This window comes from Marinobacter sp. (assembly GCF_048266785.1).
Taxonomy (GTDB): domain Bacteria; phylum Pseudomonadota; class Gammaproteobacteria; order Pseudomonadales; family Oleiphilaceae; genus Marinobacter.
The window spans coordinates 144,368-158,146 of record NZ_JBLWYX010000002.1 but is presented as its reverse complement, the minus strand read 5'-3'; the positions used below and the strand labels follow the sequence as shown (position 1 = coordinate 158,146).

12 protein-coding genes are annotated in these 13,779 nt (G+C 55.5%); all 12 read left to right on the top strand.

The window, feature by feature from the left end; all coding sequences use genetic code 11:
* Positions 1-26: 26 nt before the first annotated feature.
* The 12 genes from ACN0V1_RS04215 to ACN0V1_RS04160 all read left to right on the top strand — a co-directional run bounded on the left by ACN0V1_RS04215 (position 27) and on the right by ACN0V1_RS04160 (position 13,656).
* Positions 27-1,436 (top strand): aldehyde dehydrogenase family protein, encoded by a 1,410-nt coding sequence (locus tag ACN0V1_RS04215; protein ID WP_417543796.1) that lies wholly within the window; start codon positions 27-29, stop codon positions 1,434-1,436.
* 111 nt (positions 1,437-1,547) lie between these two features.
* On the top strand, positions 1,548-2,687 hold the full coding sequence (locus tag ACN0V1_RS04210; protein ID WP_417543795.1) for an amine dehydrogenase large subunit: 1,140 nt from the start codon (positions 1,548-1,550) through the stop codon (positions 2,685-2,687).
* An 11-nt stretch (positions 2,688-2,698) separates the two neighbouring features.
* Positions 2,699-3,238: a MauE/DoxX family redox-associated membrane protein gene (locus ACN0V1_RS04205; protein WP_417543794.1), complete on the top strand. Its 540-nt coding sequence runs from the start codon at positions 2,699-2,701 to the stop codon at positions 3,236-3,238.
* 1 nt (position 3,239) lies between these two features.
* A complete protein-coding gene (gene mauD, locus ACN0V1_RS04200; RefSeq protein ID WP_417543793.1) occupies positions 3,240-3,851 on the top strand; it encodes a methylamine dehydrogenase accessory protein MauD in 612 nt (203 codons plus the stop codon).
* 17 nt (positions 3,852-3,868) lie between these two features.
* Positions 3,869-4,390, top strand: coding sequence for a methylamine dehydrogenase light chain (locus ACN0V1_RS04195; protein ID WP_339782376.1), 522 nt, complete (start codon positions 3,869-3,871; stop codon positions 4,388-4,390).
* A gap of 11 nt (positions 4,391-4,401) precedes the next feature.
* Positions 4,402-4,926 (top strand): cytochrome C, encoded by a 525-nt coding sequence (locus ACN0V1_RS04190; RefSeq protein ID WP_417543792.1) that lies wholly within the window; start codon positions 4,402-4,404, stop codon positions 4,924-4,926.
* Between the two features lie 329 nt (positions 4,927-5,255).
* A complete protein-coding gene (locus tag ACN0V1_RS04185; protein WP_417543791.1) occupies positions 5,256-6,440 on the top strand; it encodes a thiamine pyrophosphate-dependent dehydrogenase E1 component subunit alpha in 1,185 nt (394 codons plus the stop codon).
* Between the two features lies 1 nt (position 6,441).
* Entirely contained in the window at positions 6,442-7,419 is a 978-nt protein-coding gene (locus ACN0V1_RS04180) for an alpha-ketoacid dehydrogenase subunit beta (RefSeq protein WP_417543790.1), read from the top strand.
* 26 nt (positions 7,420-7,445) lie between these two features.
* A complete protein-coding gene (locus tag ACN0V1_RS04175) occupies positions 7,446-8,720 on the top strand; it encodes a 2-oxo acid dehydrogenase subunit E2 (protein ID WP_417543789.1) in 1,275 nt (424 codons plus the stop codon).
* Between the two features lie 32 nt (positions 8,721-8,752).
* Positions 8,753-10,600 (top strand): protein kinase domain-containing protein, encoded by a 1,848-nt coding sequence (locus ACN0V1_RS04170; RefSeq protein ID WP_417543788.1) that lies wholly within the window; start codon positions 8,753-8,755, stop codon positions 10,598-10,600.
* A 93-nt stretch (positions 10,601-10,693) separates the two neighbouring features.
* Positions 10,694-11,437, top strand: a complete 744-nt coding sequence (locus ACN0V1_RS04165; RefSeq protein ID WP_417543787.1) for a class I SAM-dependent DNA methyltransferase — start codon at positions 10,694-10,696, stop codon at positions 11,435-11,437.
* An 86-nt stretch (positions 11,438-11,523) separates the two neighbouring features.
* On the top strand, positions 11,524-13,656 hold the full coding sequence (locus ACN0V1_RS04160; RefSeq protein WP_417543786.1) for a type VI secretion system Vgr family protein: 2,133 nt from the start codon (positions 11,524-11,526) through the stop codon (positions 13,654-13,656).
* Positions 13,657-13,779: the final 123 nt, after the last annotated feature.

Genomic DNA, 13,779 nt, shown 5'->3' with positions numbered 1-13,779 from the left:
GTTGCCAATCGTCGGAGACCAGAGAAATGCAGACTTACCGGAATACCGTAAACGGAACGCTTGCAGAGCCCTCCAGCCGTTATGAAATCTACAATCCTGCCAACGGGCAATCCCTGGGAATGGCGCCGGAGAGCGACGAACAGGAGGTAGACCGCGCCGTGCAATCGGCGGCGCTCGCGCAAAAAAGCTGGGCAAAACACAGTGATCAGGAGCGGCGCGACATCATTCACAAGGTCGCTCAAATTCTGGAAGAAAACTCCGGGTATCTGGCTGAACTGATTACACGGGAACAGGGAAAGCCGTTGTCTGGCCCCGGTTCACGGTTTGAGATGCAGGCCTGTGTCGGATGGACTCAGGTTCCGGCAAGCCTGGAACTGCCTCCTGAGGTTGTATACGAGGATGACGAGCGCAAAGACACGCTACATCGCGTGCCACTGGGCGTTGTAGCTGCCATCGCACCATGGAACTGGCCATTGATGATTGCCATATGGCAGATCATTCCGGCCATAAGAATGGGAAACACGGTCGTCCTGAAGCCTTCCGAATATACCCCTATTGCAACACTGGAGATGGTGAGGCTGATCAATCAGGCGCTTCCGGCTGGGGTGCTCAACACCGTAACCGGGGGCGGAAGTATTGGCAGCAAACTGACCCATCACCCTGACATCAACAAAATCATGTTCACCGGCAGCGAAGCCACCGGTCGCCGAATTATCGAAGCCTCCGCCCGGAACTTGTCACCGATAACACTGGAACTGGGCGGGAACGATGCCGCCATCGTTATGCCAGGAACGAATATTAAAAACATTGCCACCGATTTGTTCTGGGGTGCATTCCTGAACATGGGCCAGACCTGTGCATGTATCAAGCGCCTCTATGTGCACGAAGATGACTACGAAGCTGTTATGAGCGAGCTCAGCGCCATCGCCAGCCAAATGAAAATAGGTGATGGCATGGATGAGTCCGTGCTGATCGGCCCCCTCCAGAACAAAATGCAGTTTGAGAAAGTCAGGGAACTCGTATCTGACGCTAAAACAAGCGGTTGCGACATCCGTGAGTTTGGCGAGGTGCCAGAACAAGGCTACTTCCTGCCTCTTACGCTGGTTGGCAACATCAAGGACGGCCAGAGGCTGGTAGACGAAGAGCAGTTTGGCCCGGCCCTGCCGATCATTCGATATCGCGACCTGGAAGATGCCATCGAGTCTGCAAACAGGCTTGAGGCAGGCCTTGGCGCCTCCCTGTGGACAGACAAGCCTGAGGAAGCAAGCGAGCTGGCAACCCGGTTGGAAGCCGGGACTGTGTGGATCAACCAACATGGCGCAATTCACCCGATGGTGCCTTTTGGCGGCAACAAAGCCTCCGGCTACGGGGTTGAGTTTGGCATTGAAGGGCTCAAAGCGGTCACCCAGAGCCGGGTGGTCAGCATAAAGAAATAAAAACAGTCTGCTTTAACCCTGGAGTTGAAGCGGGTAGCGAACCAGGTGCGTGACCGGCGATGAAGCATCACGTACCTGAACACCAGAAAAATAACATCGAGGATTGTAATGATGCATCTACCCAAAAAACTGGCGTGCTGCCTGGTGGTAGCGTCCAGCCTTATTGCTGCAAGTGCAAACGCGCGATTACCGGACGAAACTATCAGCATCACCACTCTGCCAATGCCCGACGACCACCGAAGCTATATGGTGGACTTTGAGTTCAACAACATGGTTTCCTCCCGGATTGTCGTGATCGATCCTGACAAACAGAAATATCTCGGAATGCTACCGACGGGGCACGCTGCCCCCGCTGCGCTTTCCCATGATCGAAAAACCATATTCACTGCAGACTTCTTTTTAACTCGCTATGTGCGCGGAGAGCGTACTGACGTATTAACCGCCTGGGATAGTCAGACTTTAGCCCCGAAATGGGAACTCGAACTACCAAGTCGGCGCGCACATACTCTCACTGAGCGCTATTCCTTTGCGACCAGCGCTGATGACAAGTTCGTCTACATATACAACTTCACGCCGTCCACGTCTGTGACTGTCGTCGATACCACAAAAAAAGAGATGGTTAACGAGATCGCGCTCAACGGGTGCATTCTGAACTACCCGGTGGGGGAGCGTCGGTTTGCGTCTCTCTGTGGCGACGGGTCACTGCAGATGATTACGTTGAACGACGACGGTGAAGAAATCGATCGCACCAAGACCAAATTTTTTGATCCTGATGTGGTCAAGCTGGTCGAGAGAGCTACCGTTGTTGGGGAGACCTATTACTTCGTAACGACATTGGGTGAAGTTGTGCCTCTCGACCTGTCCGGGAACGAGCCAGAGATTTTACCGCGCTGGTCGCTCGTGACACGTGAAGAAATGGCTGAAGGCTGGGCTCCAGGCGGCTGGCAGCTCATCGCAGCCGCGCCGGGTCTGAACCGTCTTTACGTACTTATGCACCCCGACCACGAAGCCTATAACTGGGAAGACCCCAGTCAGATTATTTGGGAGTTCGATCTGAAAACCGGAGAAAAAATCGGAACTCTGGAATCGCCTAACCTCATCTGGAGCCTGAACGCCACTTCAGATGACAAGCCTCTTCTGCTTGGTGCAAATATTGAGGGCGGCCTGGAGATCTTTGATCTTTCCACTGGCGAGCATAACGGGACAATGGAAGGCGTAACCAAAACTCCGACGCTGATATTGAACCACTGAGAGGTGACAGGATGATAGACCCTATTATCAGTACATCGGCGGCATTGGCGCTGAGCGTTATCTTCGCCAGCGCTGCCAGCCATAAACTCAGACACCCCAACTGGTTCCGTCGTCAGGTGCAGGAGTATGAGCTAATCCCGGGGCTGATGGTGCCAGCCGCAGCTCGGGCCCTGCCGATCACAGAACTGTTGATTGCTGCCGGCCTGCTCTGGAGCATCAGCAGGCCTTACGCCGGCGTTATGGCCTTTTTGTTGATTAACCTCTACGCACTGGCTATTGCTATTAATCTGGCCCGGGGCCGCAAAGATATCGACTGTGGATGCTCCGGCCCGGCAATGCGACAGCCACTACAACCCGCGCTGCTCGCTCGCAACATGCTGCTGGCTGTTGTTGCTTTGGGCGCACTGCTACCCATGCTTGATCGGCCACTTAGCCTGCACGACAACTTTGTCATGATTGCAGCGGGAACCGTCCTGATTCTGCTTTACACAGCTACAGATCTCTGGATTGCCAACAGGCCGTTATTATTAAAACTGTCAGGAGAAAAATAAGATGCAAGCACTCATCGTTTCAAACATTCTGCTTTGGCTGCTGTTGATAGCCAGTTCCTTGGTGCTTCTTGGCCTTATCCGGCAAATAGGCGTTTTGCATTCACGAATCGCCCCCGCCGGCGCACTGATGCTCGATAAGGGCGTTGAAGTTGGCCAATCTGCACCGCAGGTTACAGCACCGGACCGTTTCGGACGCCCGATCAACATTGGCTATGCCGGTGAACGGTCAACTCTGCTCTTTTTCCTTTCTCCCACCTGTCCGATCTGTAAGTCGCTCATACCAGCCATCAAGGCCATGAGCCGGTCTATTAAAGATCTGGACGTGATCTATGTGAGTGATGGAGATGCCCTCGAGCACGACAAGCTCATCTCCCAGGCTGGACTCGAAAAATCCACCTATGTCGTGAGCCCTGACGTCGGCATGACCTATCAGATTGGCAAGCTGCCGTATGCGGTGCTGATTGATCAGGCCGGCACTCTCAAGGCCAAGGGCCTCGTCAATTCCAGAGAACATCTGGACAGCCTCTTTGAAACCGAAATACTGGGTTCATCAACCCTTCAGGATTACATAAAGACTCAGACTGAATCCCCGGGCATTCATACACCATCCTGATTAAGGAGAATAATAAAATGAAATTTCTTGATCGTTTTTTTGAACGCTCGTCACGCCATGTAGCCAATACAACGGGGCGACGTCAGTTCATCGCAAAATTTGGCTCATTTTTAGCGGTGGGCGTGGCTGCACCAGCCCTTCTCCCTATCGACAGAACCGGTAAGGCTCTCGCTGCCGGCGCGCCATCAGCGGGCGACCCGGGTGATCCCACCAGTTGTGATTACTGGCGCTATTGTTCTGTTGACGGATTTTTATGCAGTTGTTGTGGGGGCTCGGCGACCAGTTGCCCGCCAGGAACAGAAGCCTCCCAGGTTACCTGGGTCGGCACCTGCCGTAACCCTGCCGACGGTATCGATTACATCATTTCCTACAACGACTGTTGCGGCAAGCACAGCTGCGCCCAATGCGCCTGTACACGCAACGACAGCGAAGAGCCCATGTACCGGCCTTTCAACAACAATGATATCAACTGGTGCCTTGGCACCAGCAGTAACGTTTATAACTGCACAGTATCCGTTATTAAAGGCGTGGCGTCCTGAGGAGCTTGGCAATGCGCTCGATATTCTGTGTTTTGGCTTTAACCTCGATCCTTGTCTCCCCTTCGGGGGAGGCGCGGGTTATTCCTGACCCCAATCAAAAACCCGCACCTGGCAACGAGGCCCGGCAGACGCCTTTGCATGAAGCCAATTATTCACCGGCGGTGAATTATCAGCTGCAATGTTTGGGATGCCATCTGACCAATGGAGAAGGCGCGCCTCGTAGCGATGTGCCAATGATGAAAGGTTTTGTGGGGAATTTCCTGAAGGTGGAAGGCGGTCGGGAATTCCTCATACGGGTTCCGGGCTCTTCGCTGTCGGCACTTAACAACCAGCAGTTGGCCGAGTTGCTCAACTGGATACTCAAAGACGATGGAATTGCAGGAAGTAGTGCTCCCAAAGACTTCAAACCCTATACGGGAGATGAGGTCGAAACCTACAGGGGTGTGATGATAAAAGACCTTGTCGGCTACAGGAAGATGCTTATTGAACAGATACGAGACCTGAACATAGACATCCCCAAGGACGTCATGCCGTAATTTGAAACCTATCTCCTGCAACCCGATTCAGCGTGCACTTGCGTTCTGAATCGGGCTTTCTATCTTCCTCGCCGTCAGCCCGAAACTCCCTCCCAACTGACACTACCCAAAAGCAGCACTTTACGTTAAGGTCAACCTTATCCAGTTTGACCCGGTTTTACCCAAACCGGAATAACTGGCAACAGGAGCCTCATCGCAACACCGGCAGGGTTGCATAAAGCGTTCTATACTCTGGCAAACCACCTGCAGATAGAACAAGGCTCCGGAAACTAACGAGGCCCTCACAAGGGGCATTCTGTTCCTCAAGCCACCACCCCAGGACGAGGATTATGACAACAACAAAATCCAAAACCGTTTATACCCCTGTTTTTACGGACGGTGCGGAATACCGCATTCCGACGTTTAAACTTCTGAAACAGGACGGCTCGCTCTACAAAGGCGGCAAAGCCCCTGACATCGACAAAGAAAAAGCTCTGCGCATCTACCACGCGATGGTCACCACCCGCGTACTGGATGAGCGCATGCTTGGCGCCCAACGCCAGGGCCGTCTGAGCTTCTACATGCAGTGTACTGGCGAGGAGGCTGCCATTATTGGCAGTACTGCTGCGCTGGATGACGCCGACATGATCATGGCCCAATACCGCGAGCAGGGCTCGCTGGCTTATCGCGGCTTCTCCATTGACGAGTTCATGAATCAGCTGTTCGGCAATGAACTGGACTACGGCAAAGGCCGCCAGATGCCGGTTCACTATGGTTCCAGCAAACTCAACTACATGACCATCTCATCGCCGTTAGCCACGCAAATTCCCCAGGCTACCGGCTATGCCTATGGCCAGAAAATGGCCGGTGACGGGCACTGCACCATTGTCTATTTCGGTGAAGGCGCAGCCTCGGAAGGCGATTTCCACGCCGGCTTGAACATGGCCACCGTGCATCGCGTGCCCGCTATTTTCTTCTGCCGCAACAATGGCTATGCCATTTCCACTCCCGCCGTTGAACAGTTTGCAGCCGATGGCATAGCACCCCGGGGCTTTGGCTACAAAATGGACACCATACGTGTAGACGGTAACGACCTTCTGGCCGTTTACCAGGCCACCGAAGCCGCCCGTAAGCTGGCGGTGGAGGAGAACCGCCCGGTTCTGATCGAAGCGATGACCTATCGCCTGGCTGCCCATTCTTCATCCGACGACCCTTCCGGCTATCGCAGCAAGGACGAAGAGGCCGTGTGGCGTGAAAAAGACCCCATCCTGCGCATGCAAAACTGGCTCACGAAGAAAAAATGGTGGAGCGACGCTGAAGAGAAAGAGTTGCAGGAACGCCTGCGCCGTGAAGTGCTTGAAACCATGAAGCGTGCCCAGAAGCTCCCACCACCCCCGCTGGAAACCCTGATAACGGACGTTTACGACGAAGTGCCTCCGTTGCTGAACGCGCAGTTTGAAAAACTCAAAGCACACATTCGCAAATATCCGGATGAGTATCCCAAGTCGGCTGCTCACGTTCAGGGAGGGGCATAACATGGCCAAGATGAACATGCTGCAAGCCATCAACGATGCGCTTGATATCGCGATGGCTGCCAACGACCGGGTCCTGTGCTTTGGTGAGGATGTGGGTGTTTTTGGTGGCGTATTCCGCGCCACCAGCAATCTGCAACAGAAGTACGGCAAAGATCGCTGCTTCAACACACCTCTGGTAGAACAGGGCATTATCGGTTTCGCCAACGGGCTGGCAGCTCAGGGTTCCTTCCCGGTGGCCGAAATCCAGTTTGCAGACTACATATTCCCGGCGTTCGACCAGATTGTTAACGAGTCAGCGAAATTCCGCTACCGCTCGGGCAACCTGTTCGATGTGGGCGGCTTAACCATCCGAACGCCCTACGGCGGCGGTATAGCCGGTGGCCTTTACCACTCCCAATCTCCGGAAGCCTATTTCGCCCACACACCGGGCCTGAAAGTTGTGGTGCCGCGCAACCCTCATCAGGCCAAAGGCCTGTTGCTGGCTTCCATCAACGATCCGAACCCTACTCTGTTCTTTGAGCCAAAACGCCTGTACCGGGCCTCTGTTGGCGAGGTGCCGGAAGGCGAATACGAGTTGCCCATAGGCGAAGCCGAAGTCTTGAAGGAAGGCACCGGTGTGACCGTGCTGGGCTGGGGCGCTCAGATGGAAGTCATCGACAAAGCCGTCGAGATGGCAGAAAAAGAAGGCTTCTCCTGCGAGGTCATTGACCTGCGCACAATCCTGCCCTGGGACGTGGAAACCGTCGCCGAATCGGTGTTGAAAACCGGGCGGCTGGTAATCACCCACGAAGCACCCCTGACGGGCGGCTTTGCCGGCGAGATAGCCGCCACTATCCAGGAACGCTGCTTCCTCTATCTGGAATCACCGATCGCACGGGTCGCCGGGATGGACACACCCTTCCCGCTGGTGCTTGAGAAAGAGCACTTCCCCAATCACCTGAAGGTCTATGAGGCCATTCGGGAAAGCGTCGAATTCTAGACTGATATCAGGACAGGAGAACAATTATGAGTGATTTTATACTGCCCGATATCGGCGAAGGTATCGTGGAATGTGAACTGGTCAAATGGCTGGTGAGTGAAGGTGATCTGATCGAAGAAGATCAGCCGGTCGCAGAAGTGATGACCGACAAGGCCCTGGTAGAAATTCCCGCGCCTTACAAGGGCCGGGTAACCCGCCTGTACTGGAAAGAAGGCGACATAGCCAAGGTGCACGCACCGCTGTTTGAACTGGTTGATGAAAGCGGTGAGGGCGAGGGTGAACCGGCCAAAGCCAGTGACGAAGGCAAAAGCGCTGAGCCAGAGGCAAAGCGGGCGGAGCCGAAGAAAAGCCCTGACCGCGCAGAAACGGTCGCCTCAGCAGCCCCGTCGGCGCGGCAAGACGGGGAGCGAACTCCCGCCAGCCCCGCTGTGCGCCGCTTGATTCGCGAGAACGAACTGACGCTGGAGAATATCCAGGGCTCAGGCAAAGATGGCCGCGTCCTCAAGGCCGATGTGTTGACCCATTTGGAGCAGCCTGCATCTGGCGGTTCATCCGCCTCAGCAGGCAGAGCACAGAGACCTGAAGCGCAAAATCAGGAAGTCCGCATCGAGCCGATCAAAGGCATGCAGGCCGTTATGGCCAAGCGCATGGTGGCTTCGGCAACCACCATTCCACACTTCATCTTCAGTGAAGACATTGATGTCACCGAATTGCTGAGCCTGCGCCAGCAACTCAAGCCGGAAGCCGAAGCCCGGGGCTCTCGCCTCACGCTCATGCCGTTCATCATGAAGGCCATCGCACTCGCGGTGCGCGAATATCCGGTACTCAACAGCCAGCTCAACGAGGAAGTCACCGAGATCCACTACCAGCCCCAGTGCAACGTCGGCATGGCCGTGGACAGCAAAATCGGACTGCTTGTGCCGAACGTTAAAAACGTGGGCCAGCTTACCCTGCTGGAGATTGCGGACGAGGTAACCCGGCTGACCGAAGCGGCCCGGGAAGGCCGGGTAAGCCAGGCGGATCTCAAAGGCGGCACCATTACCATTTCCAATATTGGCGCACTGGGAGGCACCTACGCCGCACCCATCATCAATGCTCCGGAAGTGGCTATTGTGGCTCTGGGGCGTACCCAGAAGCTGCCGCGTTTTGATGCGAATGGGCAGGTGGTAGAACGCGCGATCATGACAATCAGCTGGGCGGGCGATCACCGCATTATTGATGGCGGCACCATTGCCCGATTCAATAATCTGTGGAAGAGCTATCTGGAGTCACCGCAATCCATGCTCCTCCACATGGGCTGACCGCAATGGCGCCACCAGACCCGTCATCGCAGATGTCGCAACCGGCACAGCTGCAGCAATTCTACATCCCGGAAGAGCAGTCGGTTTACCTGCTCAGCCACGACGATGCGAGAAAGCTGAAAGACTGGGTTGAGCTATGCACAACCCAGCTCAGGCAGATGGGCTACGCCGACATCTCGATGATCGGAAAGGGCGCCTACGGTTTTGTGTTTGCCGGCAGGCTGCCTCTGGAGGGCGCGCGCGATCTTGACCATGTGTTCAAGTTCACCCGCATCACCCTGCCCCAGCACCTACACGACCGGCTGGAAGACGAAGCTTATATTCTGGAACAGGTAGAGCACCCCCGGGTGCCCGGCCTGGTCGCCTTCCACCGCGCCGGCAGCCAGCCTATTCTGGTCATGGAGCGGGCACCCGGCTTTAACCTGGAAGAAGTGTCCCTCCAGCAAGGTCGGCTCAGCCCGCGCCTGATTATCCGAATCGCCGATCAGTTAGCCGATATCCTGCGCAATCTGCGGCGTGAATCCGATAGCGGACAACGCCCCATCGTGCACGGTGATATCAAACCGTCCAATCTGGTGTTTGATGCAAAGACCGAGAACATTGCGCTGATCGATTGGGGCTCCTCGGTATTTGCCCAGCTGGACGCCAACCAGCAGTTCCTCAGCCCCAGCGTGATGGAGCTGATGTCCGACAACCTGCAGCAGACCAACGCACGCCTGGGCGATGTTTATTTTATTGGCGAAGAGCAATTGTATGGCGGCCTGTCGTCTCCAAGATTTGACGAGCAGGGTGCGGCAGCCACTCTTTATGCGCTGGCCTCCGGGCAGTCCTGCCGCTTTGGCCACCTGGCCATACCCGCCACCTCGCTTGGCTTACCCATGGAATTTGCCCGCATGCTGGATGGCATGCTGGATCCTGATCCCGCACTGCGCATGCGGGCCGGCGACCATTATCTGAAAGAGATGCCGCGCATGGGTCGTACGGTGATGATCGACCTGCCCGAACCCGCACCCATACCTCTCGTGCCCATCTGGACGCGAGTCTCCGAACGGGAAATCGACACCGTGGTGTACAGTTCCCGAAAATCTTTTCTGCGACAGGAAGGTGCGCCCGAAACCCTGAACGACGTCAACGACGTGCAGCTGGATCGCTACTACAAGAACTTCATGCAGGGCATGGGAGAAACCGAAAAAGCCTTCCTCGCCGCCGTCAGCCGGCTTGGCCGTTATCCGGTAGAAGGCGGGCTCGCTGTGCGCTGGGAGCCTGATGGTATCTACGTGGATACCTCTTTGAACCTGCACGACCCGGAACTTAAAAACGCCTTCACCACGGCCGTAAACAACATGGTCAACCTGGCTCAGGCCATCTATCGCCAGGGCATCTTCAAAAGCTGCCTGTTCAACGCCCGGGACACCCTGCACATCGAGCGCGATGAGCCTGAGCAGCCGTTCATTGCGCCACCCGAGATGCGACTGCCCTATCAAGTGAGCACGGCGCCGGAAGTGGAAGACCGTTCACGGGTGCACTCTTACTTTGAGGACGGGCCGGACCCGGAGGAGTTTCTGGTACTGCCACAAACCATCATCAAATCCCTGGAAGCGCTCAACACCATTCACCACACCGGCATGATTATCTTCGAAGCCCTGCCCCGGCATCTCAAAATCCACAGCCAGTACCGCCTGCTGGATCCGGAAAAGGAAGACGAATTTCGACAGCGGCTGGACGAAATCCTGGCTGCTGTAGATCAGATTACCGGGCTGGGTGTGTCTGGCTTTATGAAAATGCCCTACAAAGACACCCGGTTCTTCCCGCACATCGAACGGCTGCCGGAACGCTATTACCCCAGAAATCCCAGGCACGAAGCTGCGGAGGCAAGCTAGCTCCGGGCAATCATTTTATCTGCTTCGCAAACACGTCCGATTGGTTTACGATGCGCCGCCATATCGTGTTTCCGCTAAAACTGTCAGGCTGCCATGTCCTCTAATTATCTGTATACCGACCTCTCTGGCTATTACAACCTGATGTGTGCAGACATCAACTACCATGCGCAAAGCTACGGCGCTCAGAGGCTGCACCAGCTTTTCGGCAACGAAGGGCCTGGTCACCTGGACCTGGCCTGCGGGACCGGCCCTCATATTCACCACTTTATTGATTTCGGGTACCAAAGCAGCGGCCTGGACATAAACCAGCCCATGCTGGAACAGGCGAAAGCCCGTTGCCCAGAAGCGCAGTTTTCATTAGGGGATATGTGCGATTTTCAGGTTGATGAACCTCTGGATATAATCACCTGCTTCCTGTACTCCATCCACTACAGCGACGGCATTGAAAAGCTGAAGCAATGCATTACCAGCGCACATCGCGCACTAAAACCTGGCGGTGTGTTCTGCTTTAACTCCGTTGATAAAAACAGAATAGATAACAACCTGCTTGAGAGGCACACCGCAACACAAGGGAACAGCTTCTTCACTTTCAGCTCCGCATGGAACTACTGTGGCGAGGGCGAGAAGCAATTTCTCAAACTCAGTATCACGAAAACGACCGAAGGCATCACGCAATCCTGGGATGACGAACATCCTATGGTGGCTTTGAGTTTTGAAGAACTGACAAAAATCCTGCAGCCCTGTTTTGACGTCCATATCCTTGAGCACGACTATGAAAAGATCATCCCTTGGGACAAGGCATCAGGAAACGCGATCTTCGTATGCGTGAAAGCATAGCCTCACCACTGGATTTTCCAGACCAGCACTGGTAACTTTCCGAGCAGATTTATCACTAAATAAACATACCTTCAAGGATTGAAGATATGCCTCAGGCAAACGGATTGCAGTTCACTGCGCGTGTCGGTGAACTTCCCTCGGATATGTTCTCTGTCGTCAGCTTTGCACTGACCGAAGGCCTCTCGCAGCTTTTTCATGGCCGCCTGATCCTGGCCAGCACAGACCCCGGAATTCAGGCTTCTGACGTACTGGAACAGCCGGTCGATCTGATGGTTTGGCAGGACAGCACCCCCCTTCGCCGCTTTACCGGCGTGGTGAACGAGTTTGCCCGAGGCGACACAGGCCACCGTCGCACTCGCTACGAGCTGATCATTCAGCCGCCCCTGTGGCGCTTGGGGCTGATGCACAACAGCCGCATCTTCCAGACTCAAACCACTGACACCATCGTGCGCACCCTGCTGGAAGAGCGGGGTATTGTGGATTCGAAGTTTGACCTCAAGCGTGCACCCCAAGAGCGGGAATACTGCGTCCAGCATCGGGAAAGCGACCTGGCGTTTATTGAGCGACTGGCCGCAGAGGAAGGCTGGCATTACCGTTACCAGCACGGCAGCGTAGACGGGAACGAACAGCCCGGCTTGATCCTTGCCGACCACCACGGCGACGCACCACGGTTGGAAGCTGCCGAATACAACGGCAAAGCCGGCGGCAGCACCAAACAACCGGCCGTGTTCCGTTTCCGCTACAAAGAACGAGTCCGCGCTGCCTCCGTGGCCATGAAGGACTACACCTTCAAAAACCCCGCCTATGCCCTCATGCACGAACAGAGCGCAGCCAGCGCCAATCAACGACAGGATTACCAACACTTCGACTACCCTGGCCGATTCAAAGCCGACGCCAGCGGCCAGCCGTTTACCGAAGCCCGGCTGGATGCCCTCAGAAACGACGCCAACACCGCCAACGGCGAAAGCAGCCGCCCGGATTTCACCTGCGGTGCCAAAGTGGAACTCACCCACCACGACAGCGCCAGGCTAAACCGCGACTGGCTGCTTACCGCCATCACCCACGTGGGCGAGCAGCCCCAGGCGCTAGCAGAAGAAGGCGGATCTCGGCCGACCACCTATCACAACCTGTTCAACGCTGTTCCAGCTAATAAAACCTGGCGACCACTGTGCGATCACCGCCCACTGATGGGCGGCCCGCAAATTGCCACGGTTACCGGCCCCGAGGGTGAAGAGATTCACTGTGACGAATTTGGTCGGGTAAAAGTGCGTTTCCCCTGGGATAGGCGCCGGCGGCCAAATGAGGTAGAGAGCAGCGAAAATAACGAACACAGCAGCGCGTGGTTGCGCGTCAGCCAGGGCTGGGCCGGCGGACAATATGGTTTCATGGCGCTGCCAAGAATTGGCCACGAAGTGATCGTTTCCTTTCTTGATGGCGACCCGGATCAGCCCATCATCACGGGAAGAACACACCACGCAGCCAATACACCGCCCTACCCGCTGCCAGAGCATAAAACCCGCACCACCCTGAAAACCCAGACCCACAAGGGTGAAGGCAGTAACGAACTGCGCTTTGAAGACGAAGCGAACAAAGAACAGATCTACATCCACGCCCAGAAGGATCTGGACCTGCTCACGGAAAACAACCGCACCGAAGTCATCAAAAACGACAGCCATCTGACCGTTGAGAACGACCGGTTCAGCCACGTCAAAACAAACGATCACACCACTGTCGATGGAGAACACCGAGAGAAGATCGGCGGCGACTACAGCCTCACCGTTAACGGCAGCCACCACAGCAAATTCGGCAAAGGCCAGCTCATAGAAGCCGGCAATGAAATCCACCATAAAGCGGGTATGAAGATAGTTATCGAAGCTGGTGCGGAAGTGACCCTGAAAGCCGGTGGCAGCTTTGTGAAGGTGGATTCGAGTGGCGTAACCGTTTCCGGGCCGGTGGTGCGGATGAATTCGGGAGGTGGGCCGGGGAGCGGAACTGCAGTGGCTGCAAAGGCGCCGGAAACACCTGCATTAATTACTGCAGGTGAAACAAACCCTGGCAGTCCCGATATGCTGGCTGTAACTGAGCCCCGTCAAGCGGCCACCCCCCAACCTGGCCCTGTGTTCAGATTGTGTGAAGCTGCCCTGGCCAGCAAACAGTGTGGCAAGCAACCCGATGGACATTGTTACTCCAAACCTTGCTCTTGTGAGGCTGGTGCATGATCGAAAGTAATGAAAATATTGAGACAGTTGCCTATCTCAGGTTTTATTCACCAACACAGATCCACGGCCTGATCTCCGCCTTTAATCCGCACGAGTGCGCACGTTCCGCCTTACGCGGGTTTG

Excerpts from the sequence above, each read along its gene's own strand:
- ACN0V1_RS04170 (WP_417543788.1), top strand. The coding sequence starts at position 8,753 with ATGTCGCAACCGGCACAGCTGCAGCAATTCTACATCCCGGAAGAGCAG.
- ACN0V1_RS04165 (WP_417543787.1), top strand. The coding sequence starts at position 10,694 with ATGTCCTCTAATTATCTGTATACCGACCTCTCTGGCTATTACAACCTG.
- ACN0V1_RS04205 (WP_417543794.1), top strand. The coding sequence starts at position 2,699 with ATGATAGACCCTATTATCAGTACATCGGCGGCATTGGCGCTGAGCGTT.
- ACN0V1_RS04175 (WP_417543789.1), top strand. The coding sequence starts at position 7,446 with ATGAGTGATTTTATACTGCCCGATATCGGCGAAGGTATCGTGGAATGT.
- ACN0V1_RS04185 (WP_417543791.1), top strand. The coding sequence starts at position 5,256 with ATGACAACAACAAAATCCAAAACCGTTTATACCCCTGTTTTTACGGAC.
- mauD (WP_417543793.1), top strand. The coding sequence starts at position 3,240 with ATGCAAGCACTCATCGTTTCAAACATTCTGCTTTGGCTGCTGTTGATA.
- ACN0V1_RS04215 (WP_417543796.1), top strand. The coding sequence starts at position 27 with ATGCAGACTTACCGGAATACCGTAAACGGAACGCTTGCAGAGCCCTCC.
- ACN0V1_RS04190 (WP_417543792.1), top strand. The coding sequence starts at position 4,402 with ATGCGCTCGATATTCTGTGTTTTGGCTTTAACCTCGATCCTTGTCTCC.
- ACN0V1_RS04195 (WP_339782376.1), top strand. The coding sequence starts at position 3,869 with ATGAAATTTCTTGATCGTTTTTTTGAACGCTCGTCACGCCATGTAGCC.
- ACN0V1_RS04180 (WP_417543790.1), top strand. The coding sequence starts at position 6,442 with ATGGCCAAGATGAACATGCTGCAAGCCATCAACGATGCGCTTGATATC.
- ACN0V1_RS04160 (WP_417543786.1), top strand. The coding sequence starts at position 11,524 with ATGCCTCAGGCAAACGGATTGCAGTTCACTGCGCGTGTCGGTGAACTT.
- ACN0V1_RS04210 (WP_417543795.1), top strand. The coding sequence starts at position 1,548 with ATGCATCTACCCAAAAAACTGGCGTGCTGCCTGGTGGTAGCGTCCAGC.